The organism is Coleofasciculus chthonoplastes PCC 7420, assembly GCF_000155555.1.
GTDB lineage: Bacteria > Cyanobacteriota > Cyanobacteriia > Cyanobacteriales > Coleofasciculaceae > Coleofasciculus > Coleofasciculus chthonoplastes_A.
In genome coordinates this window covers 108,292-134,578 of sequence record NZ_DS989858.1, presented here as the reverse complement: position 1 = coordinate 134,578, position 26,287 = coordinate 108,292, and the positions used below count along the sequence as shown (strand labels likewise).

The following is a 26,287-nucleotide window of genomic DNA, read 5'->3' as shown; positions in this document are numbered from 1 at the left end:
ACTGAGTTAGGGCGGGTTTAGTTACATCCGGGTGACAACCCACGATACCGATAAAACCCGCCCCTACAGAAATCAACACTCAGAATTCTTGTCAGCTACACCTGCTAATAATTCTAATTCACTCACCACCCGATCCAATTCGTCAATGATTGGCGTAGATTCCTGGGTACGAAAGGCGTCTATCAAAGCCCGGTAATACCAAAGTGTACCGTCTTTACCCCCATGAAAGCGTTGCCATAAATTATCTCCTAAAATGCGATAATCTTTAAGAATTGACCAAGCATTATGCAGCTTATCGGCAGCAGAGACCAAACGCACCGAAGCTGAGGCGGTGGGAATATGGGCAATATAAGCTTCTTTGCGCTGACGCCAAGGGGGTTTAGGTGTGGTGTCAGCGTCGGTACACCCATCTACGATCTCAGTAATTGTATCCCCAAAGCGGCGGCGAATTTCCTCACGGGTTGCTGCACCGCCTTGGTCTTCAATGGCATCATGGAGAAGCGCCGCGATCGCTTCCTCTTCATTTGCCCCATATTCTAAGGCAATACTAGAAACGGCTAACAGGTGGGCGATGTAGGGAACGCCATTCCCTTTACGGGTTTGGTTGGCGTGCAGTTCAGTAGCAAAGGTTAAGGCGTCGGTAAACCGTTGGGAGAGTTTCATGGAAAAATTAGGACAAAATCTAAATTAAAGTAGTAACAATTGTGACTGAATTTCTAGCAAACAATCTACCGAAGATATGGATTGCTTCCTATTCCGAAGCCAGCCAACTTCTCACGTCCGAGACAGGAGACGCGATCGCGCATATCATCTCAATTGGCGAACCCGGTAGTACCCCTCCCACAGGTTACACCCAAGTTCCTCACCGATTACGGTTAGAGTTTGATGATATTGTGGCTTTAAATCATCATGAACCCGACTATGTTTTAGCTACATCTGAGCATATTCGTCAAGTCATTGACTTCGTACCGATAATTTCCCAGGAAGGCGGAGATGTTCTCATCCATTGCCAAGCCGGGATCAGCCGATCCGCCGCGATCGCTTTAACCATTTATGCCATCCTCTTGGGGGCGGGTCAAGAGGAGGAAGCCTTATCCCTAGTTCTAGAAAACAGACCTCAAGCCGTACCGAATATTTGGATTGCCCAATTAGCCGATGAAGCCTTAGGTCGAAATGGCAAATTGGCACAAGTCGCCCAAATGCATGAAGACTGGTATTTTGAGTAAGTCCGTGGTAGCAATGAAACTTAACGGTGGGGATCGTCATTTGTCCTTTGTCTAAGAATTAGAGTTACAACCTTTCTGCAAAATAAAAATCATAGAAGGACTGGTTTCACTGTTGAATTCTGAATAAGAATAATCACCATACAAAGCCACTATTTTGTAACCCGCTTTCTGCGCCATTTCCTCAAAGTCTTGCTTTTGGATCAGGCAAAACTGCATATTCAGGAGGCGCTTAGATTGCAAAAACCCATGGTGATCATAGATTTCGTAGAACTGAGTGCGATCAACAATACAGTGATTCGGTTGCTGTTTTTCCAGTCCCCAGAACAGGAGTTGTTGCTTTTCCAGACTGTACGTTCCCTCTAAACGCAGAGAACCATCGACCAATTTTAACCGGACATTAGGATTATGTAAAGTACAGATAAGTCGCCCACCTTCACGCAAATGGTTGTGAATTGATTGGAGTGTACTCTCTTGGTCTTTCTTTGACAACAGTTCCGAAAACGAATTGAACGGAATAATCGCTAAATCAAAACACTCTTGCAGGTTCAACTCTCGCACATCAGCCCGCTGAATCCTAGCCGACAACCCCTTTTGTGCCAGCTTCTTTTGCAGAACAGCTAACATTTGCGCTGAAGCATCCACACAAACCAGAGAAACACCAGCGTCTAATAAAGGAATCGAGACACGCCCCGTTCCTGCCATCAATTCGAGAACTTGACCGGAGACGTTACGGGTTTCTCGAATAAAGAAGGAAATATCGATATCACTCTGGACATAGATATCATACAACTCAGCGACTCGATCCCACTCAATCATTTTTTTCTAGTTACAACGGCTGAATATCATTAAACCGAATTCTTGTATCTGCCACAGGTTTTTCTTCCGGATTTTCTTCCTTTGCATATCGAATCGTCCGGTTCGTTAACAAATAGTAGTTGCCCACCTTTTCATGAAAATCTCGCACATCTTCTTTTTCCAGAACTTCATCGGTTTGGGCATCGCAAAACGTGGTTTTAAAGTGACTGACTAAATACCCCTCTGGCGTTTTAGTCGTACCTAGGGTGTCAACGGTTACGGCTACATCTCCAAAGCTACGATTTACTTGAGTGATTACATCTCCTTTAACCTTATAGTATGAATTATCACCCATCTCATTAATTTTTAACGCCCCATACTCGTCTTTCCCCTTTAACTCAAAGTCATTGTTTCCATGTAACTGTTCAAATGGTATCTGGCGACGGTGAATGATTTCCATCTTAACCGTATTAGCGACCAACTCACGTAAATCTTCCGGTTCAACATTAATGACATCCACACTTAAATCCGGTTGAACCCGAACGATTCCCTGGTCAATATCTCCCTGGTGCGTAATCGAAACCTCTGCAGAATAACCTGGAAAATTTTTATCCCAGGTATAGCGCTGATTGTATGCATTGCGAAACGCTTCGCTGGCTGATACTGTAGCGATTTGAGTTGGATGAGTGTTTGAGATAGACTGAGCATTTACACTTGCAGGTAGTCCAAAGACGCAGCTAATACTAGCGATAATTAAACTTAAACTCCAACAGATGATGCGATGCTGTAATTGCTGTGTCATGATTTTAATTGGCTATCGACATTGAGGATAAATTTCTATTTTACAAGGGGATGCCCATCAGCATGAGGTCACTGATTTTCTTCCCCATATCCCTTAATTATCTGGGTCTTCTCCTAACTCCCGCAATCGTGCGGCTAAACGTTCGGCGCGTTGGCGTTCAGATTCAGCCCGTTGGCGTTCAGATTCAGCCCGTTGGCGTTCAGTTTCTGCCCGTTGATGTTCAGATTCAGCCCGCTGACGTTCAGCTTCTTCGGGTAATAAAACTAAATTACCCTCTGAGTCATAAAATCGTAACCACGGTGCTGTTTCTCGGCTTATTGTTCCTTGCCAAATTCCTAACCATAAGCCTAAGGTTTCGCACCATAACCATCCTGACTCATTCGGAACCAACGGTTGATAACGGAAATTGGCATCCAACCGCCATCCTTGTAAAGAATCGGGATTAAACGGGTCAAACACGAAATAATCGGGTGTTCTAAAGGTTCCTTCGTAAATATCCTTTTTTGCCCCAATATCCGCATTGGCTGTAGACGCCGACATCAGTTCAATAATTACATCCGGGTAACGCCCTTCTTCATCCCAGACTACCCAACCTTGGCGAGAACGGCTTCCATCCACATTCAATACCACAAAAAAATCCGGTCCTCGGAAGTCCCGATTTCGTGCCTGGGTGCGACTATAATAAATGAACATATTGCCACCCACAAAGTAATCCTCGCGCTGTGCCAAGGCTTGGTGGGTTAACTGAATCAACAGATTCATGGCAATGCGGTGGCGGTTACTTTCCAAGGGTTCTCCATCATCAAAAATTAAATCAGTGGGTGGCATTTGGGGTTCCCAATCCACCACGGGAGGTGTTGGGGAACTCGGAGTTTGAGTCATTTCCGTTGACATAATCCAACTCCTCAATCTTTAATAGTCTGTCTTATTATTGTATCGGGTTTCTCATAAGAGTTATTTATGTGTGGGCGCAAGGATGGTGCCCCTACATTTCGATTGATATACCGTACACACTTAAGGAGTAGAAACTTCCCTGGTTCCAGGAAAGTCTTTGTAGAAATGATCAAAGCTGATAGCGTGAGACAGAGGAAAATTGCATTTGGGTGATTATACATTGAAAACCCGTTCTCATTACTGGCAACTGTTGCCTTATCTTCGCCCTCAAAGAGTTACCATTGGGCAAGCCTTAGCTTGTACTGTGGGATTTGTCGCCGTGTGGCCCCTCTTGGCTTGGTTAGCGGGGCGGATTGCGGCTTATGTAGGACAAGGGAATGTTGACGCGATCGCACAAGTTGCCGGATTTGCTGCTTTAATTTTCTTGGGTCAGAAGCTGGCACAGTATGGGCAAGACACCCTAATGGCAAAGGCGGCTTTGTCGATTACACTGGATTTGCGGAAAAATGTCTACGCCCACCTGCAAACCCTGAGTTTGGACTACTTTGAAACCACTAGAACCGGGGACTTATCCTATCGACTCACTGAGGATATTGACCGCATTGGCGAGGTGGTAAACAAGTTCTTTCACCAGTTTCTCCCTAGCGTCTTACAGTTGATTGCGGTCTTCGCTTATGTGGTTTACCTGAATTGGCAACTTACCCTGGGTATTGTACTCATTGCCCCACTGATGGGTCTATTAATTGGCTGGTTTGGCGAACGGATGCGCCAATTTTCCCGGCGGAGTCAAAATCGGGTGTCGGATTTATCGGCGTTGCTGATTGAAGTCTTTAGTGGGATTCGGTTAGTTCAAGCGTTTGCGGCTGAAGATTACACATTAGAGCGATTTAGTCAAGAGGCAGAACATAATCGAAACGCCAAGTATGCGGCGGAACGGTTAAAGGCGATTCAGTTTCCGGTGGTGGGGTTTCTGGAGGCGATGTGCCTGTTATTGGTATTTTTACTAGGGGGATGGCAAATTGCCCAAGGTAACTTAACTGGGAGTGAATTTGTCAGCTACGGGGCGGCGGTTGCCATGCTCATTGATCCGATCGCGATCGTTACTAGCAACTATAACGAATTTAAGCAGGGTGAGGCATCGGTTGATCGCATCTTTGAACTGTTTGCGATTGTGCCAACGGTGATCGAAAAAGAGGGGGCGATGATTCTACCCCCGGTTACGGGTAAAGTCGAATATCGTCAGATTAGCTTTGCCTACACTCAAGCCCAAGAGAACTTGGAAAGGGCGGGGTTTGACGAAACATTATCATCAATCGCCAAAGATCAAGACGCGCCATGGCACGTCTCTACAGGTAAAACGCCTTGGGTGCTGAAAGACTTAAGTTTTCTTGCCCAGCCAGGAGATGCGATCGCACTGGTTGGGGCATCGGGTGCGGGTAAAACAACATTAGTTAATTTACTCCCCCGTTTCTATGATCCGCAAGCCGGAGAAATCCTGATTGATGGGATTAATATCCGAGACGTTACCCTCAAAAGCCTACGGCGACAAATTGGCATTGTTCCCCAGGAAACCACCTTATTTTCTGGCACAATTGCTCAAAATATTGCTTTTGGTCAAAAGGACTTTGACTTAGAAGCCGTCCAAGATGCCGCCAAAATCGCCAATGCCCACCAATTTATTATCCAATTCTCCCAAGGGTATCACACCTGGGTTGGAGAGCGGGGGATTAACCTATCTGGAGGACAACGACAACGGATTGCGATCGCGCGGGCGGTTCTCCTGAATCCCAGTATTCTTATCTTAGATGAAGCCACCTCCGCCTTGGATTCAGAATCAGAAGCCTTAGTCCAAGAGGCATTAGAACGGATTATGAAAGAGCGTACCGTGTTTATCATCGCCCATCGCCTCACCACGGTGCGCCGCGCTGACCGAATTTTGGTGATGGAACAGGGACAGATTATCGAGTCAGGAACCCATGCCGAATTGTTAGAGCGAGAGGGACGTTATGCGCGATTCTATGCTCAACAGTTTACTTAGGGTCTGCTGATGGTGGGGTTAGAGAACAGGGGAAGCTGGGGGAGCGATGTAGAGACGTGCCATGGCGCGTCTGGAAGCAGGGGGAGATGGAGGGGCAAATCTTTATGGCTGAATCCCTATTACTAGGCAAACGTTATCGACAGTTGCTTGAGGGGAATGCCAAGTCAGAAGCGATCGCCGAATTGCTTCTATTACCGTCTGATCCTTTACCGATGAGGCTTTCTCATTAATCGTGAGCTGTTGTATACGACGTTTGCTAATGTAGAACTCGAAGACGAGAAACCCGCTAACATTTGGGGATAACTGGATTGATTGTAGACGTTGAGTTAAACGCGCGATCGCATCTTCGTTCAATCCAGATGCACTAACAATTTGTAGGCGATTCGGGGTAGACTCAGCTTTTGGAAGCGGAGCTTTTGCAGTCGATTTCATCTTTTGAGTTGTCGATGGCGCTGGCTCAGGGGTAGGACTCCATTCCTCATCGAGTTCATCGAGTTCCATCATATTGGGACTGATCAGGGTGATATCAAACTCGTCTTGTGCTGCTGACGAAAAACCATCATCAAACTCACAAAAAGCCATCTCACAAAAATCAAAATCATCGGTTGCTTCTACTTCGACATCGCCAAAAATTCCCTGATAGCTGATCCCTTCCGGCATTTCCACGGGAACTTGTACAGAAACAGAATGATTATTGGGATTGACGCGCACTTCATCACTGACAGCAATAAAAGCGGTATATTGAGACAAGAGTTGATAAGTTAAAGCCGTATCCGTGACAGTTTCTACACCAACTTTTGTCTCTCCCTGCACCATTTGATTCATCAAGTCTTTAATCCGGTTACGACCCCAAAGTTGGGCAATCGCAGGATTTCCTGTCTCCTCAAAGTTAAGCTCAAAACTCTGCTGGTACTGCTGTCCTCCAGCAATCGTTCCTGTCACTTCTAGCCTTCCAGGTAGAGCGTCTTTTTTGCATCCAAATAGGACTAACGGCTGTTCAGCAAATAAATCAGGTGGCGTCGCCGGATAAATGATGGGAGGTTCACCCTCGCCTTGCCAGTACAATTGAATATTCGTCAGCACTGGATTATTAATTTGCCCGAAGAACTGTTCAGCAACTTCTTCAGTCGGCTCATCATAGCGGACAATCCGGGAAATTCCCCGTCCAATTTCAGCAATTCGATTCAGGAGAAAACGATTAACCGAACTTCCTGCACCAAAACTGTGCAAGCGATTTCCTAATTTTAAATGGCGTTGGACTTCTGCCAGGATTTGATTTTCGTTGCCAATATAGCCATCAGTTAGTAATACAATACTCCGTAACCGTCCCGGATCAACCTCTGGAAAATTTAGCACCGCCTGAATTCCCCGCCTCAGTTGAGTTCCGCCACTGGCGTTTAACTGATTAATATAATTCATGGCGCTGTTGCGGTTTTGTACTGTATTTGCCAAGGGAACGGGTGAAAGTTGGCGGGTAGTATCCGAGAAATCGATAATGGTGAACGTATCGTGGGGATTGAGTCCGTTGATAAAGCGGCGCATTAATTCTTGACATTTGTTTAAGGGTTCACCACTTTGAGAACCTGAGGTATCAATCAAAAACACCACATCTTTGGGAACCAATTGATGGGGGTTATACTCAATCGCTGGAATCAAATAAACCGCAAAATGTCCGCCACGAGTATCGGCTTGAGAGAGAACTGTGGTTTGTGTGCGATCGCCTGCGACTTGATAGCGTAAAATTAGGTCTTTATTGGGAATCGTGTCTCGGCGAGATAGGGTGACTCGCATCCCCTGGTCTTGGCGTTCAATTTGAATCTGATGGGAGGGAGAATGTACCTCTTTAATCTCAACCCCAGCCTCAATGTCTACAGTCACATTAATATTATGTCCAGAACGAGTTCCAGGGGGTAAAATTGGCGCATTTAAGCGAGACGCATCTGGCACTAAATCGGTGTCTTTATTTAGGGTCATTGGTGCAGGTGCTGAACCCCCACCTAGAGTATTCTCATCAATCGTGGTTCCAGGAATATAACGAGCTCCTACTACCATAGGAAAGACAAACTCGTAACTTCCCCCGGTAAATTTTAGGCTATCGGTGTAGCGAATAATCACATCAATTTGCTCACCGGGTTGGATATTAGCCAGGGATTGAGTAAAAATGTTAGCCCGTTCCTGTTCCAGCAATCCGGCGGTGCGTCCTTGTTTTTTGGCTTGTTCGTAAATGGCTACTGCTTCTTGGCGTTTTTTGATGTTACCCTTATTTGTGCGATCGCCGATGCGAATCTCCATATCATCGACAGCCGCTTCATTGGGTAAGGGGAAGATATAGGTAGCTTCTAGGGGAGTGGAAAAAGGATTCTCAAAGGTTTGTGTCACCTCCACCCGCGAGACATTTCCTGTCACCTTGGCTTGTACGTCAGTATGCTTCAGGGGAAAGACTAGCGGGTTTCCTGTTTCAGATTGAACGTATAACCCACCAAATTGGGGAGGTTGGGGTAGAACGGTTGATTTAGTCTTCTTGGTCTTATATTTCATTTTCCATTGACCTGATTTTTCAAGTAGGTAGTATTGCGCACTGACATTGGGACCAAAAACAATCTCATCTTCATCTTCAAGCTCATGGACTTGACATTTTTTTTCATTAACTAATAGTCCATTAGCACTTTGCTGACCTTTGGCATTACCATCAACAACTTTGTAAACATAACTGCCATCGTCTCTAACTTGTCGAACTAATGTTGCATGGTGGCGAGATATAAACATTGAGTAGAGGCGGATATCGCATTGTGGATCTCTACCTAGGGAGTAGACTGATTCTTCCAAGGTATATTCTTTGCGCCCCTTGTCGTCTTCAATAATCAACAAATGGGTGGATGGATTTAGCATGATGGTTCTCCTTTTTTTTCAGTAAGCCCCGACACCCGCCAAGAACTCAAGTTCTTGGCTAAAAGCTTAAGTCCATTAAAATGGACTACAAGTCTTATCTAGTCAACTCGATTCTGACTTGAGCTTGGGTGCCTTGGGTTTCAATTCAAGGTGGTTTAACAGGGAGCATGTCAGATTTGCATATAACGCGATAGTTAAACAAGGGAGTTGGGTTACTCAAAAAGAAGGCTTCGCCTACGTTCCAAGGGTCCAACCTACAAAAATGACATACACCCGTTTAACACTTCTGTCTGTCTATCCTCAGCCTAAGGGCGGTTTTGAGGGGAAAGTGTTCAGTCTTTGACTCACCCTTTGACTCAGTAATTGACTCAGTAGAGGTTGTGGTATCGTGTCCCTACCCGATGGGGCTGATTAGGCGTTACACTTGCTGTTGAGCTTGTTCATCAATGGCTACAGCATCTTAGTATAAATGGCACGCTCCAGTCAGCGGTTTTGGACTGGAGTTTAGACCCAATCCGAAACCTCATATAGGGGGTGAGCAACGCTTACCTTTCCTGTTTAATTTTGATTATTATTCTCATACACGGACGACCAGGAATTCAAATACATGGAGGCGTTAATTCTCTATGCAAAGGATGAAAAGATGATTCAATTCTTGGAGAAATTATTTACTTCTCTGTGTCAATCTGTGTCCCCCACTATTTAGGCTTCTGTCGGCGTCATCCCTTCTGTGTCCTCTGTGTCTTTGTCAAGACTTGGTAATGATTTTTATTGTAACTTTAACAAAATACATGCGTTTAAGGGGACATTGGGCGTGAGACAAGAATCATGAATTATACAAAGTTTTTACAAAGATTCAAGGGGTTTAGCTGTGCCTGGATTATTTTTGCCCACAAAAAACCCACCATAAAGAGTATACCTTAAAATCGCACACTCTTCTCACAATCGCCGTAACCCCTGAAAATTCGTATCTTTTTTCCAAAAAGAGGTAAAAAATGAGCAATTATGACGTTTTGTTGAGACGAGACTCTGATTGGAAAATTTAAACCGTTCTGGAGGAAAGAATGGTTTAAGTTATCAGGACTTGACAAGTTGAGCCGAAATGACATCGAGTCAAGGGAAGCATATAGTAGTAGACACATCGATTAGGACTTTCCACACTCTTTGGAGACGTTCCACCGGAGGAGTCTCTACGAATCCGATATGTCCTAACTGTCTTGGCGGTTGCTATAACAGTAGCGAAGCCGAAAGAAAAAGCCAAGGGGTATTTAGTGGATAGTGGTTATCAAAAGAAGTTCAAAAGAAGTGCGATCGCCCAGGGATGATCGGCTCTAATTCATCTAAAGTCGAAATTGTCGAAACCCTTGATATCCCGTAGGGTGGGCATTGCCCACAGAGGTTTTCGTATTGTACCCTTACCCGATGTGTCACAAGGCGGATTTGCTAGAATATAGGTTCTTGACTCTCATCTAACTCTAGAAACCCACATATTTGAACGAGTGATTAGCGAATCTCAAGCAGAATATTTACTGTCTCAGTGTGAGAGGTGGCTCGGCGCAAAATTACATAAACTTCGATGGCGTCTTAGAAGTGAACATGAACAGACGAAATCTCACTTATGGGAACTCATCGTGCTACAGGCAACAGCTTCTGCGGTTATTTCAAGGCATCATAGTCGAGATGTAGCAAACTCAGAAGTTTCATCTCTAATTCAGCCTGAGGGAGATCAAGAATCAGTCCCTGATATTTTCTTGCAACCTGATGAATGCGCTCCTTTTTGGGTGGAAGTTGCATATATTACCCCTCGTAACCCGCAACAGGAAACTGATATAACACGTTTTCCCTTTTGGGTGGGACAAGAATTATCTAAAAGAAAGGTTGCTGATTCAAAACCTCTAAGAATCAGACTTGAGCCAGCCGATACCAGCAAAGATGTACAAGTACCGCCAAACAATTCCTGGAGACAGTTACTTAAGACAGATAAATGGAAAACCTTTGTAGCTGAGCTTGAATCGGGTAACTTTAAGTCAACTTTATGTCTTGAAGAAACTGAAAATGCAAATGTAATTGTGATAATTGAAGGGATAGAACAAGGAAGTTTTGTGTCTTCATCCTTTCCAACCCCAAATGTACCAAGATGTGCTGAAAACCACCCAATTTATAAAAAAATTGAGGAAAAGGCAAAGCAAGCCAGGAACTGGGCAAAATCTGGCAAAAATAAAAATTATAAACCGCTCGTTCTTTTTCTAGGTGCTTCTGAAAAGCTACATCAAATTAATGATAGCGGGACACCTTCTTCTATCAGCCTTAAACAAGCAGTATACTCCGCTCTAGCAGATACAGAACAGTGGGATTTGACAACAACTTTGAATGCGATAGGAACAGCACCTTGGCCTGGGACAAAAGCACGGAGACAAAGAGTCAAGGGTTCCAGGTTGATTTCGGCTGTGGTAATCGTCACTATTAAAAATCAATATTCTGGCTTAAGCTATGGGTGGAGAAAACAAGCCAGTAAACCTCTTGTCATTAAAAATCCTCATACTGATGTAGAATTAACGGCACAGCAGGAACAATTTATTAATCAAATAAATCTAAATCAGGTTGAATATGGAGATGGTCATGAAAGCTGGGAGGCACTACAACCACAGGATATTTCTGTAGCATTGTACAGATACACAACAATACGTGAGGACAAAAAAATAATTGATGAAGAAAAAAAGCGAAGAAAAGCGAAGAAAAAATTAAATTTTAGAAAGCCAGACAATAAAGAATAAATAGATTAAATTGTTGGTCTAGGCGTTGCCTCACCAGTTTCCCAGCACACGTCGTATGTCCGCAGAGTAATACTACACCGTCTCGACAGCTCCTCTTGCGTCAAATTTAGCCTTTCTCTCAGTATCTTTAACGGTGACTCACCTTCTGATGATTGTTTTTTGGTCATGGGGTTGTTTACTGCCATGTTGTAAGACCAGCCTATCTGTCTTGTTCACACAAACTATCAGATGTTTTAATCACCATCACCGTCAGGAACACCAGTGACATCTATACCTAACGCACTACAGACAGTCTGAATTGAAACTCCTAGCTCGCGAGCCAAAGCAACTGCCCGATCCACTCTTGGCAGTTTGACCCCATTTTCCCAGTCGTAAATCTGGCGCTCAGAAACTCCCATACGGTTTCCAAGTTCAGCTCGGGTAAGTCCCGCAGCTTCTCTGAATAGTCTTAATTGAGATTTCCCTTCGTTTGAATCAGTCATAGCGGAACTAAAATTCATGAACTTTAGCTCTTGACAAGGACAAGCAACCGGAGCTAAAGTTCATGTTGTGAACAGGATATAAAGACCAGTAGGTTTAGCTGGTTCCGTCAAGTTACAGCTTAACTGGCTGGTCTTTCCCTAGTTAGTGTCTCATCTTAATCAAATATCCATGAAAAAATCCAAAGCGACCGAAGCTCATCGCGTCGCCACAGACATTGCTGCCCTAAAAACCGCCCTCAAAAAACAGGGCTACATCACCCGCAAGCGCCCTAAACAAGCCGCTTGGACAATTACCCCCCTCAATCACAGAGGAACTGGCAGAAAAATCGAGGAGTGCTACCTCCTAACCTACCAACCCGCCCCCATCAGCGCCTGGATACTTCATCCGTTACATAAGACCTACTCAAAGCTGGTCAACCTTAGTCAGACCTAACGAAAGCTGCTTACTTCCTGCTTCACTCTGGTGGTGACGGCACTCAACCAGTCCACAGGCTAAAACCACCTAACTGGCGGCAAGTTCTAAATTGAGTGATGCGTTTAAGTCTCTGTCACACTCAAATCCGCAGTTGTCACACCGGAAAACCCGCTCAGATAGGGGCATTTCGTCTTTAACGGTGTGGCACTGGGAGCAAGTTTTGGTTGAAGGATACCATCGATCTACCTCAACCAAGGTTGCTCCGTACAATTGACATTTGTACTCTAATTGGCGTTTAAACTCATGAAAGCCCATATCTTGGATGGCTTTAGCTAATTTGTGATTAGCCATCATTCCGGATACATTAAGATTTTCCACTCCTATTCTGCTGTGGTTCTGGGCTAAATAAGAGGTGAGCTTGTGTAATGTATCTTTTCTGATATTGGCTATCTTGCGGTGCAGACGGGCTATCTTGACTTGGGCTTTTTTCCAGTTAGCGGAACCAATCTGTTTGTGACGGTTTAGCCATTGCATACGAGAAAGCTTTTTCTCGTACTTTTGGTAACTTTTTGCTCCTTCTACCACGATACCTGTAGACAAGACGGCTAATGCTTTGATTCCCAAATCAACTCCCACTACGGGATAAAGCTTGGGGCGGTTGACTAATTCAAAGTCCATTTTGAAGCTAATGAACCATCGGTCAGCCGTTCTGGATATAGTCACAGACTTGGGCTGAAATCGAACGGGCAATCGCTCATACGTCCTCAGCCAACCAATTTTAGGAACTCTAATCTTGAAATGGTCAAGCTGAATTGACCCGTCTAGAGTGAAGCTGTCATGCTTTCCTTTACGCTTAAACCGAGGTGGTTTTTTATTCTTCTTAAACGCATCTTTCCATGCTTGGGCTAACTGCCTTAGCGCATACTGGGGAGCGCATTTACTCACCTCATAGTACCAAGGACAGATGGGTTTAACCTGCGCTACTAGCCACTTATGCAGGTCAATCCCAGTGGGGAACTTGATTTTATCCTCTGGATTGTCCCGATTGTGATCAAGTATTTGCTTGGTTAAACCTAGACCCCAATTCCACGCATGGCGAGAAACACCACAATGTTTAGCTAATGCGGTTCGTTGCTTGTTGTTCAGTCTTAATTCTGTCTTGAATCCTAAAAGCATTTAGCTAACCTCTCAGGTCATACTCTTATTATATATGAACAATACCGAGATGTTAGGATGCCGAGAAAGAAGATTTATGGCGAGTCAAAGCGGCGGTTTACTATGACATTGACCGAAATCGCAATCCAATGGCTAGAACAGAAGCAGTCAGAATTAAAAGCCAATAGTCTGAGTGATGTGATTGAACGCATGGCACGAAAAAAACTAGTCAAAAAGCTTAGGAATGAGTAGCTTTGAGCAGAAATTAAACTACAGTTTCAAGCCCCAAACCAACGAACCCCAGCGCCAAACCCTCCTCAACATCATTCAACGCACATTAGTCAAACAATCCACCCTCACCGCCAATAAAGTCTCATGAGCTACAAACAACAGCTTTTCCCCTGGTGCATTATCAACCCCCTGCCCAATATGCACACCCGCATTGTCGGACGCTTTCGCTGCCGAAGTGACGCTGAAGGACACCTGCAAGTCCTCCGCCGCCTGATTCCCACCCTTTCCTTCGAGATTATGTTTGACGTGACACCAAAAGACACTGATTCAGACGATAATCCAGAGACACCCCAATGACTACTCTCTTTCGCCGCCTCCAACCTGCCCAGAAATTTCATCGCCTCCTAACCTATTACTCCAACAACCAATCAAACAACTCTCTCACAGTCAGATTGAAGTCTTTAGCAAATTCTGGAACGGGTAAACGTGATTCTGGTTGATCAAAAACATTCGTTGGTCGATCTGAACGATAAACAAAGACTGACTGTTCCTCTGGATCAATGAGCCATCCCATCTTGCTATCGTACTTTAAACAGTGCAGAATATTTTTAGTAACTTTTGTTTGGCTTTGGTCAGGGGAGAGAATCTCAATCGTCCAATCCGGCGCGATCGCAAAAATATTCGCCACCCTACCATTCTCCTGTCGGGGAATCCTCTCCCAAGTAAATACAGCAATATCAGGCACAATTGATCGTCCGCCAAATGTACACCGAAGTTCAGAAAACGCCCGCGCAATTCGCTTTGATCTGAGGGCGGCGTTAATGGCGGGGGCTAACTCAGTTTGAATGGCACTATGTTCTCCTTGAGGCATTGGTTTTTGGATAATTTGCCCGTTGATATACTCACTCGCAGGTTCGGTTTCTGGCTGTTCGATAAACTCTTCTAATGTTAGAATTTTAGTCGGTGTTTGTACCATTAAGTTACCTTGACCAGCAGACTGCTATTGTATCAAGCCCATAACGATTAAGGGCGGGTTTTGTTGAACAGTTATCGGCGGGGTAAGCGCATTTTAGTTCCTAAACCCGCCCCTACAATTGATAGACGTGCCAGGATATGTCTCTACATGACTTACTCTGTCTTCCCCTCTACTAGCTGCTATTACTGGATCGACGCTCTAGAGTCCCCTAGCTAAACTAGAATAAGTTGAGAATTGTGGGCAGGAGAGCAAGATGGATACGCCTCTTTTGGATAAGCTTATTGAACACCTCATAGGGATTTTAGTCCATTTTAATGGACTTAAGCTATAAGCCAAGAACTTGAGTTCTTGGCAGATACTATCCTCATCGCTCATGCTACTATGACTAACTCGCTCTCCGCATCCACAGAAGGATTAACCATTGTAGACCGAGCCAGGAAACGTTATGGCTGGACGAAAACTAGCACCGCCTGTTGGTGGGAGGATGCTCATACCTCTAGAGCGACTCTACGCCGCTTTTGGCGCGGGGAACGGATTCAAAAAGATGCCTTTATTTCTATCTGTCAAGCCGTGGGTATCAGCGATTGGCAGGCGATCGCACAATTCCCAGAAAGCCTAAACCCTAATGTACCGGAACTCCAGTCTCCCCTGATTGATTGGGATGAAGCGCCGGATCTGGATCATTTCTATGGACGAATTCAATCGTTAAATCAGTTAGAGGAGTGGATTACTAAAGATAATTGTAAACTCGTGGCAATTGTCGGAATGGGTGGGATTGGCAAAACCGCCCTCACCGTTGCTCTATGCGATCGCATCCAGTCTGACTTTGATTGTCTCTTATGGCGATCGCTAACTTACCAACCCTCCCTGCTAACGCTACTCGACAGTATCCTGAATACGTTTGAACCAACCGTTATTCAAGATATTCACTCAGGAATAAGGCAACTCAGACATTATCTACAACAGCGTCGCTGTCTACTGGTACTTGATGGGTTTGATTCGGTGTTGCACCAGAAAGACAATATTGAGGACTACAGTAAATTGTGGCAAACCTTAAGCCGCAAACGCCATCAGAGTTGTATTCTAATCACCAGTCGCGAACAACTCCCCGGATTTGATGCGATCGCGGCTAACTCGAAAGGGGTTCGCTGCTTCAGGTTGCAAGGCTTAGAACAGGCTGATGCAATGGCATTACTGCAAACTGGCGGATTCACGGGTCAAGAACAGGGATTATCGGCTCTGTGCCAACTGTACCGGGGTAATCCATTGGCATTGAAAACCATAATACCGTTGATTCAGTCGATTTTTGCCGGGAATGTTACCGCGTTTCGCCTCCAGAATACTATCGTTATCGGCGATCGCCTGCAAGCGTTACTCACCCAGCAATTCGATAGATTGTCTGAATCTGAACGATCCATTGCCTACTGGTTAGCCATTTGGCAGGAACCGATCACATTATGCCGATTGCAAAGCCATTTGCTCTATGCTTCTGATCCGAGTGTCATTTTAACTGGGATTGCGGCGTTAGAGACGCGATCGCTCCTAGAAAAACGATTCAGCGCTGATACACCCTCCTTTACCCTGCAACCCATGGTGATGAAAGTCGCAACGGATCGATTAATAGAACAAGCCGTCAGGGAAATTAATCAGGTTATCCAAAGCGATGATATCAGCCATCTGCACATCTTGAGAACCCACTGGCTAATGCGCCCCGGTACTGATGATATTGCAGGCGATCGTCTTATCTTTCAACTCCGGGAACAATTGTTTCATGTGTATGGCGATTCCTTCTCTCAAACCCTGCTGCAAATTCTCTTCCGGCTACAGGATTGCTCTCCTCAAGTTGTGGGCTATGCCCGATGCAATCTCACGGCACTTCTTCAGGAGTTCTGAAGGTTTTGCCCAACTTACACTTAAGGTGACATCCTCCTACATTCAATCAAAGTAAGACATGTAGGCAACATTTAGTACAATCAAAAGTTAGACTTCCAGCGTTTTATACTAAATTCAGAACAGACCACGTCACCGCCCCCACAATCCCATCTGCAGTCATCCCCTTTGAGCGCTGAAACGCAATAACGGCGGCTTTTGTCTTGGCACCATAGATCCCATCAGCAGGACCCGGATCAAAGCCTTCTTGCTGCAAAACCTCTTGGACTTGCTTCACTTGGGAACCCACGGAACCTTCCTGGAGTGGTAAAAAAGGCTCTAACGGTTGATTGCGCCATTTTTGGGAAAACTCCACCAATGTCGCCTCAGATAGTTGTGCTTGTAACCACTGAATGGCTTGGGTTTGATGGGGGAGTTCCCGGTAATACCTATAGGTATCGAGGAGTTGAACCTGGGTGAAAGGAGTTTGTGGATTCAAAGGTTTACTTCCCCCCGGTGTTGTATCCGGCGCTGTCGGAGTCCCAGTATCGATGGGAGGTGGCTGTGTCGGTTGAGACACCCGTTCTAACACCTTCCACGTATTCGGTCCAACCAAACCATCAGGTTCTAACCCATAAAACTTTTGGAACAAAACTACCGCATCTTCAGTACCCGCGCCAAAAATACCATCAATTGGACCCGGATTAAACCCTTGAGCGCTGAGAATTTGTTGGAGTTCTTTCACTCGTAGTCCGGTGTCTCCTTCCCGCAAAACTTCGATGAAAGATGCTCCTAATCGCTGACGGACTTCCTGGCGTAAGCGAGGTAATTGACTATATAACCAATCTCCAGGACATTGAGTAGGAGAAAAGTCGCGATGCCCGAGAATATTATCCGGGTTAATCTTAGTCGTTGAGCAAATCGAGGCGCATAATTCAACCAAACTATCCCACTGTTTGGCATTCATTTGATAGGTGATAAATGTGCCTTCATTTTCAATACCTGGCGACTGATTCCCTTTATTACTACCCGCATGGGATGAACGCACACTGCGTCCTTGTTTAGCCGCCGTCAGACTTCCATGTCTGCCTTCTAACAAATATCCGCCCGTCGTGTTCAAAAAATTGTGACCCGAATCAATCCAGCCAAAGCCATCTACATGGGCAGTTTGAATGCTGCGGGTGAAGGTTTTGGCTCCTGTCAATGTGCCTCTCGATACATCATTAGGGGGGTTAGGAGTTGCCGTATGATGAATGATAATATATTGCGGTCGCGTTTCTCCTGCCCACTGTCTTGGGGGTCTGGCGTCCCATTCCTTGGTAGAAATAACACTAGCCGTAAATGCCATACCGATTGTCTCCCTCCATTCAATGTGACTTACCCATCGCGGTCTGTTCCTTCATTCGTTCTGATTCTACCTAATTCCTGCTCAGTAGAATGCGTTATCTTTTGTTGAGATTTGCTATTCTACGTTCGGGTTTACTACCACCGAACGTAAAATGACACCGACACGGAACACTGTATCCTTACCTGAAATCCAACTGTCTTATCTAGAGTGGAATCAAGGTTCTGAACCCTTGCTACTGCTCCATGGTTTAGCGGATCACGCTTTAGTGTGGTCGAGTTTAGCCGAGTATCTGGCTGAGAGTTATCATATCATCGCTCCCGATATGCGGGGTCATGGGGAGAGTAGTAAGCCTGACGATGATTATACCTTTGCCAGTGCGATCGCGGACTTAGAAGCCCTGATGGATCACTTGGGATGGTCATCAGCCCATATAATTGGACATTCCTGGACGGGTAAATTAGCCCCGATTTGGGCAAAACAGCATCCCGAACGGTTTCGCAGCATGGTTTTGGTTGATCCGATTTTTATCTGGAAAATGCCTAGTATGCTCAAGGTTACATTCCCTTTGTTATACCGGATTTTACCGTTTCTCAAAGGAATGGGTCCGTTTGAGAGTTATGAAGACGCTGAACAGAAAGTACGCCAGTTAAGTCAATATCAAGATTGGACGCCGTTACAGCAGCAAGTTTTTCAAGCCAGTATTGAACAGAAACCCGATGGTTCTTGGGGGAGTAAGTTTACCGTGGCTGCCCGTGATGGTACGTTTGAAGATGTGATGCTCGTCGCCGGATTAACGGTTCCGATTCATATCCCTACCCTGTTCGTGCAACCGGAAAAAGGGGTGAATCGCCAAGACTGGCAACTGAAACCCTATAAAACCTATTTGAAAAATTTACAAGTTTGTCAGGTTCCTGGTAATCATTGGCCCTTTTTAGTCGCGCCAGAAGAATTTAACCGAACGGTAGAAGCGTTTTTAGAGCAACATAGAGAAGCTACCGCTGAACCTGGATGATCTTCATAGGTTTAATTGATTGACAAGCTTAAGCTGTCATGCATTTAAATTGGGTATTAGTAGCGAGCAAGATGCTCGCATTACAACAATTTTGCCATTATTGACATTAAGAAGGTTTAAATGCCGAACGGCTTAACCCGGTCTACCCATCATAACCTGCGCTCTCATTCACGATACATTTTTAATGAGAGTTACAAACTGCCAACATGACAAAACCTGCTCACTTGATGATTAAATCCCTGTATCAGGCAATCAACCGCAGGGATATTTCCGCCGCTATAGACTGCATCGATGATGAGTGCGTCTATGAGGATCTCAACTTTCCCCAACCCTTTCGTGGGAAAGCCGCCGTTCAGCAGCTTTTTGAAGAATCCTATCAAGGTGTACCCGATGACTTACTATTTGTTATTGATGATATTACAACAGGAGATTCATCTTCCACGGGTGTCCTTTGGCATGTTGAACTCGATGGTATTCCCTTTCCCAATGGACGAGGCGTCAGCTTTTATCGCCTGTCTGAAACCACGGGTAAGTTAATTTACGCCCGTGATGTGGTTGAACCGCCAATTAAACCCGGTAAAGTTGCATTCTGGATTATTCGATTGGTTACTCCTCTGGTACGACGACTGCTGAAACGCCAGCCAGAAACCCATGCTATGGCTAAATCAGAACAACCTCAGCCATGGGTTGCGATCGCGTTGGCACTGGTGGCGATAGTCTATACTTATGTCCTCTTACTCTCTCCACCCAATCAACTTCTTCCCGGAGAACCAATTTGGGCAATTCAACCCGAAACCTTACAGGAAATTCTAGATGAGTCGCTCAATTTTTTCTTGATCTTACCGATTCTCAATGCGGTGGGTATTCATGTCATGGAGTCCCCGACGGTTCACCCTACCCTGGAAGCACTGTTTAACTTTGCCGAAGCCTGGATATTTATGTTTCTCCCCTTACTGTTACTTGACAAAAGAGGACGCCATTTACCTAAGGTTTTGATGTGGAGTGTGGCAATGTTCCTGACGAATGTGATTCTTACGCCTTATATGGCGCTGCGTTATACCGTTCCCCCTCCTCAAGACAAGGATGAACCTGAAAAAAGCTGGCTAGCTCGTCTTTTCGGATGGATAGGACTGATTGTGGGTACTCTAGCTATTGTATGGGGTTTTGTCGGAAGACCGGAGTTTGGAGATTTAGCACAGAGGGCGCAGTATTTTAGAGAACTGCTAATGAGTAACCGCGTAACTATCGCATTTTGTGTTGATTTGGTGCTGTTTTCCATTTTCCAGGGTGTACTGTTAACCGCCGTCATTCCCTCTAATAAAAGGGGGCGCTGGCTGCGATATGTTCCCTTCTGGGGATTGGCGGTTTGGCTGATTATCTGATTTGTCTTATGTCTTATGTCATTCGTCTTATGTCTCAGGTTTTGTGCAAATCATTGAAGTTGCTTAAAGCACAAAACGTGTCAAAATAGATAGATGTAACGAAAGATGAATTTAAACCGATGGGAGAACAACTGAGTCAAGTCCTAGAACCTATCGCGGCGTGGTTTCGCACGTTAGGCGTTCCTGAACCGATTGTTCACTGGGGACATCCTGTCATGATGGGAATCGTGATATTTGTTCTTGGTAGTTTTGTCGCCTATATGGGATGGCGTAGTCGGTTGACGAAGGATGGGGAAGTGGCGGCGAAAAGTCGTGCATCTCACCGTCAGCTTGCACCGTTGATGTACTTGTTTATTGCGCTGGGGTATACCGGAGGAGTTCTTTCCCTTGTGATGCAGCATAAACCTATTTTTGAAAGTCCGCATTTTTGGACAGGTTCTTCTGCTGTCATTTTGTTAGGAATTAACGCGCTGATGACGTTTGGTTTTGGGGGTGATAAGAAGGAATCGTTTCGTACTGCTCATGCTTATTTGGGGAGTACAATTATGATTCTGCTGGTTGTTCACGTTGTTCTTGGTGTAAAATTGGGTCTTTCAATTTAAAACCTTAATATCAACAACTGCAAAATCGTTGTAATGCGTTAAGCGAAGCCATGCCGCAGGCTTTGCATCTTGCTCGCTACCCATGTCAACAACTCAATGGTGCAACTACAGTTAATGACGATCGCCTTCTATAATAGTCATAATTGCCCGATCCAGCAGTTCAATCGCTTCATTTTCATAATGATAGGTTTTAAACTTTTGTCCAGATTCTATCACTTCTGGGCGCTTGGAGGGACGGCGATTATAATGGGATTGATAAAGCTGGAGCGCCAACGAGCCAATCGAAGTCTTTTGCCCTTTAGTCGCATCAATGTTGAGTTCACGGAGTCGCATCGCCACGCTAACAAATTGTTGATTGGGCGATGCTGGAACCTGCATCGTTCTCACCTGATTAAGTGCATCAATTAAAGTTTGCTCAGACTCAGATAATAATAAAGGCAACTGAGTATATCGGCGCATTGGTTTATCGACACTGACGGCAAACTTTAAGGTTTCTGGTCTACCAACGGCGATAAATCCACCGTAGCTGGCACGAGTCATTGTGGTGTAGAGAAGTTGACGAGAAAGCATCCGGTGGTTTGAAGGCGACAGAGGCATAATGACATACTGAAATTCACTACCTTGAGCCTTATGACACGTTAGGCAAAACGAATGCATAATCTGCTCAAAAATGCCGGGGACATAATCAACAACCGCGCCGCCTTCAAATGCAACCTTAACCCGTTCTGGCTGGGATTTAGGATGAACCTCAATTACCCAACCCCCTTCGCCATTCATCACCGCCGGGATTGTATCATATCTATTCTTCAATTGAATCACGCGATCGCCAACTCGATACACCACCTCCCCCGTTTCCACTTCTGGCTGTTCCGGTTGTTTTGGGTTAAATAGAGGCTGCAATCGTTTATTTAAGGCTTGAACCCCAACCACCCCTTTCTTTTGGGGAGCAAGAACCATTACCTGATCTTTTAAGTTAACCTGATCACGCTGCATCTGTGCCACTAGCTCGACAATGGTATCAGCAATTGCTTCCGGGGTGTGGCGACACAGCAGGGCGCAATCGGAAACCTCTTGCCATTGGAGAGGAGAGTTAAACCGCTGCAAATTAGGAACTACGCCACGAATGACATCTTCTGCGGCATAGATAATCGGACTTTCTTCCGGTTGGCGGTAAATCTTTTTCAGGCGAGAACAGGGTACAACTTCAGATATCAGTAAGTCGCGCAGCACCATTCCCGCGCCCACACTCGGAAGCTGATTATGATCCCCAACCAATACGATTCTCGTATGGGGTTCTAAGGCTTTTAAGAGAGAATTAAACAGGAAAATATCGACCATACTAAATTCGTCGATAATTAACCAGTCAATCGGCAAGGGGTTATCCTGATTAAACTCAAACTTTTGACCATACCCTCGCCACTGAAGGAGACGATGAATCGTTTGGGCATCTAACCCGGTGGCGTTCTTCATTCTTGTCGCCGCTTTTCCTGTGGGTGCAGCTAAAGCCACCTTGAATCTACACTCCGTTAGCCAATTGATCAAATACTTCAAAATATGCGTTTTCCCTCGCCCAGCACCCCCCGTAATAATGCTAATTGGTTGGGCATAAGACTTTAACAGTGCCTGTCGCTGTTCTGGAGCCAGCAGATCAGACTCTCGCCATTCTACTGCTTCTAGTTTTTGTAACCACTCCTTTAACGGTTCGATAGGCAGTTGGCTCCGAGAGGCAAAATACAGAATCAATTGGGCAACATTAACCTCCGCCCGATAAATTGGTTTTAAATAGAGCGACTCTGATAACCGTCCCTCCACTACAATTTTTTGGGTGAGCGCATTCTCTAATACCTGATTAAGTAACCGGGGATTCGGTGTATGTCCGGGACAACTCAATAACCCTAGTGCTGCTTCAATAAGTTCGGAGCTGGGGAGAAAACAATGCCCCTGATTTCTGGCATCTTGTAAAGTTTGAATGATCCCTTGCTCATAGCGCAGAGGACTATCAGGAGGCATCCCCAACTTTAGCGCTAAACTGTCAGCTATCTTAAATCCGATTCCATCAATCTCATTAATAATCTGATAAGGGTTGGTGTTGAGGACAGATGCTGTACGCTGATCATAGTAGTCCGTCAGTTTCAGGGTTAACCCCAAAGATATCCCCATCCCCAGCAACCAAGCTTGAGTCCCTCGGACTGGGTTGCTCTTGCTTTTCTCCCAAGCCGAGATGATGGCATCAATCCGATATTGGGATAACCCAGGAATAAGTTTGAGTCGTTGGGGTAAGAACTCCAGAACCTCAAGAGTATCCGAGCCAAAATATGCCGCCAGCAAAGCGGCTGTCTTCTTACCAATGCCATGAAATATGCCACTGGCAAGATACTGTTCGATTTCTGCTTGCTCTAGGCTGGGTAATTGATCGCTGTTATCTGTTGGGAAAGCCATTGGCATGATTGATTGCTCCCTGAACAGGTGAACCAGAAATCCTAAATTGTATAGGATTTGAATTTTTCTTCATTTGTCCTCACGAGGGCGCGTAGTACTTGAACCTGCCTGGGTTGGGTTACTCGGAAAGAATTATCCGCCTAGGTTCCAGGGGTCTAACCTACAACATGATCGAGCTAAAACGTTATTCAACGACTTTCAGGATAGTCGAGATAGCCGCCAGTTTAGTGGTATCAATACTGTGCCGACGACGAACTCGTACTGATGCTATTCTACCGCGAGACATTCGGTCTAAATCACCCAGCAAACTGTCGATAACTGCCACGGGACTCTCACTATCCGCACCTTCTGTGATATCTTCCGTAAAACCCAGGGGAGTCCCCGATGCACCGCGACGTCTGGCAATGTCCTGTAACCCTTTCAACGCATCTCGTAAGGGTTCTGTACTGGCGAGAACCAAAAGTTCAAAGAAACCTGCGGGTTCCTGCACGACTAAGCGAAAATCCTTGGTCGGATCACCGATTTTCTGGGGAATCACCATCGACTCGCCACTGCCTAGTTTTGCTGCTTCTTCCGGCGCACCCCAGGTTATCGGATGCAAGACATAGATATCACCATTGGCGAAAATGACTAGCACCCCGATATAAAGGCTGCGGTTTTCATGGTTGTGAATGACTAACTCCACCTCAGTCCCTATCTGGAGTTGGGTTATCTCTGTTTCCAGGGTTTGGGTAACAAGTTCGGCTTCCGCCTCTGAGGGGCGTCCCGTACTCACAGAAGCCCCTCGCCTCCCCAAAGGGTTAATGTCAACGGTGATATTCAATTGGGAGGTGTCGCTATTGAGGACAGAATGCAGTATCCGACCTGCCAATAACATAGTTAGACGGGGGCGTAGGCGTTGTACCGCTTGCGTTATCGATTCCTCCGGTTGTCCAAAGGAATCGGGAACAGGCGTAAGTCCGGCGGAAAATAGCCCAATACTCCCCATGGATGCAGAGGTAACGATATCACGCTGACGAGCTTGCTGGAGCGACTCCTGACTCATTCGTCCGAGGAGATAGTCGGCGACTGTGCTAGCATTCACGGGGACAACGTTTACCCGTTCAATCGTTTCTAAAACTGCTCTAGCCGCTTCTGTCTGATTACCCAGAGACTCGTGCAGACCAATTTTTAACGCTAAGTTAGCGGGTACGCCGCGAATCCGCTCTCGCATCAGCGTTCCTGGGGGAATTGTCTGCCGTTGGCTGGATTTTAACCTGCCATATCCGACTAAGCCAAGGCGATGGGTTTGCACAACTTCCCCAACAACCTGTCCTTTGGTATCAATCAGGTTAAATTCTGCCCCTTCTTCAAAGGCTTGTAAACTCTGAGAGGAAATCCCCCCTAACCAGAAAGTAACTTGATCTCCCTCGATACGACGCACAACGGCTTCGGCGGCGGGGGTATCCGGGTCAAGGAAATAGAGGGGTTTTTGGGCATAGTCGCTACCTGGTTTAACCTGAAAGATGGGGTCTTGTTCTAGGTGCGAGGCTTGAGCCACATCCCGCGTACTCCGAGCCAGATTCGCAAAGACAGTAGCCAGGGGTTTATTGAAGGGCTGCTGCCAAAGGTAGCGGGTGAGGAGATAGGTAAACGCCCCAGCGTAAAAGTCGCCAAAGGGCGCATCCGCCGCCAGTTGATTTGCCTGGGCTGAACCCAATGCCATGCCTTTGGCGATACCCTGGGTGCGTAAGATTTTGAGTTGACTGGGTGACAATCCCAGTTTGGTCATCCACCGTTCTTGATAGGCTAACTCGGCGGCGCTGGGTTGAGCATTGTTTCCCGATAACCGGGAGTCGAGGGCGCGATAGACGAGGTTTCCTCTGGTGCCACCGCCAGAGTGACAGCTATCGAGGACAACGGTGACGTTTTCTGTGTTTAGGGCAGACATCAATAGAAATAGAGTCTTGCCCATGATATCGTTGACGTGGAAATCTTGATTATTTTGGCGAGAATCATAGACAACCATGGTGCCGTTGTACCCCTGGATATCGGGATGAATGGGAATTGCATCGGGGTCAAGAACAAGGGAACCATGTCCAGAATAGTGGAAGACAACAATATCACCCGGTTGCGCTTGCTCGATTAAGTGCGTCTCAAAGGCATCGAGGAGGTTTTGGCGTGTGGGTTTATTGGGGGTATCGTCGGTGAGTCGGAGAATGTCCTTGGGGTTAAAGCCAAAGCGATGCACCAGGAGTTCGTATTGCATCTCGACATCGGTAAGACAGCCACGCAGGGAGGAAATTCCGGGGGGATATTTGTTGATACCGACAAGGAGTGCTAGTTTACGGGGTGTCTGTTGAGCGAGAACACGGGCATACTGCTGGGCTTGACGGTGGAAATCGAGTTGGCTTAAGCCCAGAGTGGCGAGGGTGGAGCCAGCGAATTGCAAAAACTGACGACGTTTGATTGGGGACATGATTTGATTTGTGGGGTTATGTAAGTAGGGGTTGCTGAATAAGTTTGGTGGTGGGGGTAGGGAGCAGGGGACGCAGAGGCAGCAGGTTTTCTACGGCTGCAAGCGTTGATAGCTAAGGATTTGAGGACTATTTGCAGAATTTAATAGAGGAAAAATGCGTATACATTCTGTACTACCTATCAACGGAACTATTAACATTTAGAAGTACAAATACGCTGCCAAAGAAAAAGGCGACTGCCAAAAGAATTCCTGTCGCTATATAATTACCTCCGAGGAGCATACTACCAATGGAGGCAATTAAGGGGAGGATGCTTAAACCCAACGTAATAATTTTGATCATTTTGACACAGCTCGATAAGGCGATTGAAATCGCTGCTACACAAACAAAGTCCGCCTACGCGGACTGGCTTATACAGGGGTAACGGCTGTATTAACACACCCTGCTACCGTTAAAGTCCCCCTTCAGATCCCCCTATTAGCTCCCCCTCCCGTCCCCCTTC

General features: G+C 45.8%; 22 protein-coding genes. 11 read left to right on the top strand and 11 right to left on the bottom strand.

Features of this window, described 5'->3' with window-relative positions; genetic code table 11:
- Positions 1-72 precede the first annotated feature (72 nt).
- Positions 73-663: an HD domain-containing protein gene (locus MC7420_RS23350; protein WP_006103393.1), complete on the bottom strand. Its 591-nt coding sequence runs from the start codon at positions 661-663 to the stop codon at positions 73-75.
- A 41-nt stretch (positions 664-704) separates the two neighbouring features.
- Here MC7420_RS23350 and MC7420_RS23345 point away from each other — a divergent pair, with 41 nt between their 5' ends.
- Entirely contained in the window at positions 705-1,226 is a 522-nt protein-coding gene (locus MC7420_RS23345; protein WP_006103322.1) for a dual specificity protein phosphatase family protein, read from the top strand.
- A 51-nt stretch (positions 1,227-1,277) separates the two neighbouring features.
- Here MC7420_RS23345 and MC7420_RS23340 read toward each other — a convergent pair whose 3' ends face one another.
- From MC7420_RS23340 to MC7420_RS23330, 3 genes are all read right to left on the bottom strand, one after another.
- Positions 1,278-2,042, bottom strand: coding sequence for a class I SAM-dependent methyltransferase (locus MC7420_RS23340; protein WP_006103378.1), 765 nt, complete (start codon positions 2,040-2,042; stop codon positions 1,278-1,280).
- Between the two features lie 10 nt (positions 2,043-2,052).
- Positions 2,053-2,823 carry a DUF3386 family protein gene (locus tag MC7420_RS23335; protein WP_006103356.1) on the bottom strand — a complete coding sequence of 257 codons (771 nt, stop codon included), beginning with the start codon at positions 2,821-2,823 and terminating at the stop codon, positions 2,053-2,055.
- A 93-nt stretch (positions 2,824-2,916) separates the two neighbouring features.
- Positions 2,917-3,717 carry a Uma2 family endonuclease gene (locus MC7420_RS23330; RefSeq protein ID WP_006103342.1) on the bottom strand — a complete coding sequence of 267 codons (801 nt, stop codon included), beginning with the start codon at positions 3,715-3,717 and terminating at the stop codon, positions 2,917-2,919.
- Between the two features lie 220 nt (positions 3,718-3,937).
- Between MC7420_RS23330 and MC7420_RS23325 the strand changes: the two genes are divergently transcribed.
- On the top strand, positions 3,938-5,755 hold the full coding sequence (locus MC7420_RS23325) for an ABC transporter ATP-binding protein (protein WP_063712027.1): 1,818 nt from the start codon (positions 3,938-3,940) through the stop codon (positions 5,753-5,755).
- Between the two features lie 102 nt (positions 5,756-5,857).
- On the opposite strand, the gene MC7420_RS23320 is transcribed toward MC7420_RS23325, so the two are convergent.
- A complete protein-coding gene (locus tag MC7420_RS23320; RefSeq protein ID WP_006103497.1) occupies positions 5,858-8,644 on the bottom strand; it encodes a VIT domain-containing protein in 2,787 nt (928 codons plus the stop codon).
- 1,631 nt (positions 8,645-10,275) lie between these two features.
- On the opposite strand from MC7420_RS23320, the gene MC7420_RS23315 reads away from it, so the two are divergent.
- Entirely contained in the window at positions 10,276-11,418 is a 1,143-nt protein-coding gene (locus MC7420_RS23315) for a hypothetical protein (protein WP_044209194.1), read from the top strand.
- A gap of 233 nt (positions 11,419-11,651) precedes the next feature.
- On the opposite strand, the gene MC7420_RS23310 is transcribed toward MC7420_RS23315, so the two are convergent.
- Positions 11,652-11,918, bottom strand: a complete 267-nt coding sequence (locus MC7420_RS23310; protein ID WP_198016536.1) for a helix-turn-helix transcriptional regulator — start codon at positions 11,916-11,918, stop codon at positions 11,652-11,654.
- 151 nt (positions 11,919-12,069) lie between these two features.
- On the opposite strand from MC7420_RS23310, the gene MC7420_RS23305 reads away from it, so the two are divergent.
- Positions 12,070-12,333, top strand: coding sequence for a hypothetical protein (locus MC7420_RS23305; RefSeq protein WP_006103416.1), 264 nt, complete (start codon positions 12,070-12,072; stop codon positions 12,331-12,333).
- Positions 12,334-12,402: 69 nt separating this feature from the next.
- On the opposite strand, the gene MC7420_RS23300 is transcribed toward MC7420_RS23305, so the two are convergent.
- Positions 12,403-13,491, bottom strand: coding sequence for an RNA-guided endonuclease InsQ/TnpB family protein (locus MC7420_RS23300; protein ID WP_006103351.1), 1,089 nt, complete (start codon positions 13,489-13,491; stop codon positions 12,403-12,405).
- A gap of 102 nt (positions 13,492-13,593) precedes the next feature.
- Here MC7420_RS23300 and MC7420_RS43480 point away from each other — a divergent pair, with 102 nt between their 5' ends.
- From MC7420_RS43480 to MC7420_RS23295, 3 genes are read left to right on the top strand one after another with little or no spacing between them, the layout of a single operon-like run.
- Positions 13,594-13,722 (top strand): hypothetical protein, encoded by a 129-nt coding sequence (locus MC7420_RS43480; protein WP_269546326.1) that lies wholly within the window; start codon positions 13,594-13,596, stop codon positions 13,720-13,722.
- A complete protein-coding gene (locus MC7420_RS43475) occupies positions 13,715-13,849 on the top strand; it encodes a hypothetical protein (protein WP_006103443.1) in 135 nt (44 codons plus the stop codon). Before MC7420_RS43480 ends, MC7420_RS43475 begins: the two co-directional genes overlap by 8 nt.
- A complete protein-coding gene (locus MC7420_RS23295; RefSeq protein ID WP_044209192.1) occupies positions 13,846-14,058 on the top strand; it encodes a hypothetical protein in 213 nt (70 codons plus the stop codon). The genes MC7420_RS43475 and MC7420_RS23295 overlap by 4 nt, the downstream gene beginning before the upstream one ends.
- 55 nt (positions 14,059-14,113) lie before the next feature.
- Here the strand turns inward: MC7420_RS23295 and MC7420_RS23290 are convergent, their stop codons facing one another.
- Positions 14,114-14,677 (bottom strand): Uma2 family endonuclease, encoded by a 564-nt coding sequence (locus MC7420_RS23290; RefSeq protein WP_006103489.1) that lies wholly within the window; start codon positions 14,675-14,677, stop codon positions 14,114-14,116.
- A gap of 381 nt (positions 14,678-15,058) precedes the next feature.
- On the opposite strand from MC7420_RS23290, the gene MC7420_RS23285 reads away from it, so the two are divergent.
- Positions 15,059-16,570: an NB-ARC domain-containing protein gene (locus tag MC7420_RS23285; RefSeq protein ID WP_044209189.1), complete on the top strand. Its 1,512-nt coding sequence runs from the start codon at positions 15,059-15,061 to the stop codon at positions 16,568-16,570.
- A 103-nt stretch (positions 16,571-16,673) separates the two neighbouring features.
- On the opposite strand, the gene MC7420_RS23280 is transcribed toward MC7420_RS23285, so the two are convergent.
- A complete protein-coding gene (locus tag MC7420_RS23280; protein WP_006103427.1) occupies positions 16,674-17,894 on the bottom strand; it encodes a peptidoglycan recognition protein family protein in 1,221 nt (406 codons plus the stop codon).
- 151 nt (positions 17,895-18,045) lie between these two features.
- Between MC7420_RS23280 and MC7420_RS23275 the strand changes: the two genes are divergently transcribed.
- From MC7420_RS23275 to MC7420_RS23265, 3 genes are all read left to right on the top strand, one after another.
- A complete protein-coding gene (locus MC7420_RS23275; RefSeq protein WP_006103406.1) occupies positions 18,046-18,906 on the top strand; it encodes an alpha/beta fold hydrolase in 861 nt (286 codons plus the stop codon).
- A 206-nt stretch (positions 18,907-19,112) separates the two neighbouring features.
- A complete protein-coding gene (locus MC7420_RS23270) occupies positions 19,113-20,288 on the top strand; it encodes a nuclear transport factor 2 family protein (RefSeq protein WP_006103432.1) in 1,176 nt (391 codons plus the stop codon).
- A 119-nt stretch (positions 20,289-20,407) separates the two neighbouring features.
- Positions 20,408-20,890 carry a DUF4079 domain-containing protein gene (locus tag MC7420_RS23265; protein WP_006103391.1) on the top strand — a complete coding sequence of 161 codons (483 nt, stop codon included), beginning with the start codon at positions 20,408-20,410 and terminating at the stop codon, positions 20,888-20,890.
- Between the two features lie 111 nt (positions 20,891-21,001).
- Here the strand turns inward: MC7420_RS23265 and recD2 are convergent, their stop codons facing one another.
- Together recD2 and MC7420_RS23255 are read right to left on the bottom strand one after the other, a co-directional pair.
- Positions 21,002-23,335, bottom strand: coding sequence for an SF1B family DNA helicase RecD2 (recD2, locus tag MC7420_RS23260; protein ID WP_006103445.1), 2,334 nt, complete (start codon positions 23,333-23,335; stop codon positions 21,002-21,004).
- Between the two features lie 178 nt (positions 23,336-23,513).
- Positions 23,514-25,787, bottom strand: coding sequence for a caspase family protein (locus MC7420_RS23255; RefSeq protein WP_006103464.1), 2,274 nt, complete (start codon positions 25,785-25,787; stop codon positions 23,514-23,516).
- Positions 25,788-26,287: the final 500 nt, after the last annotated feature.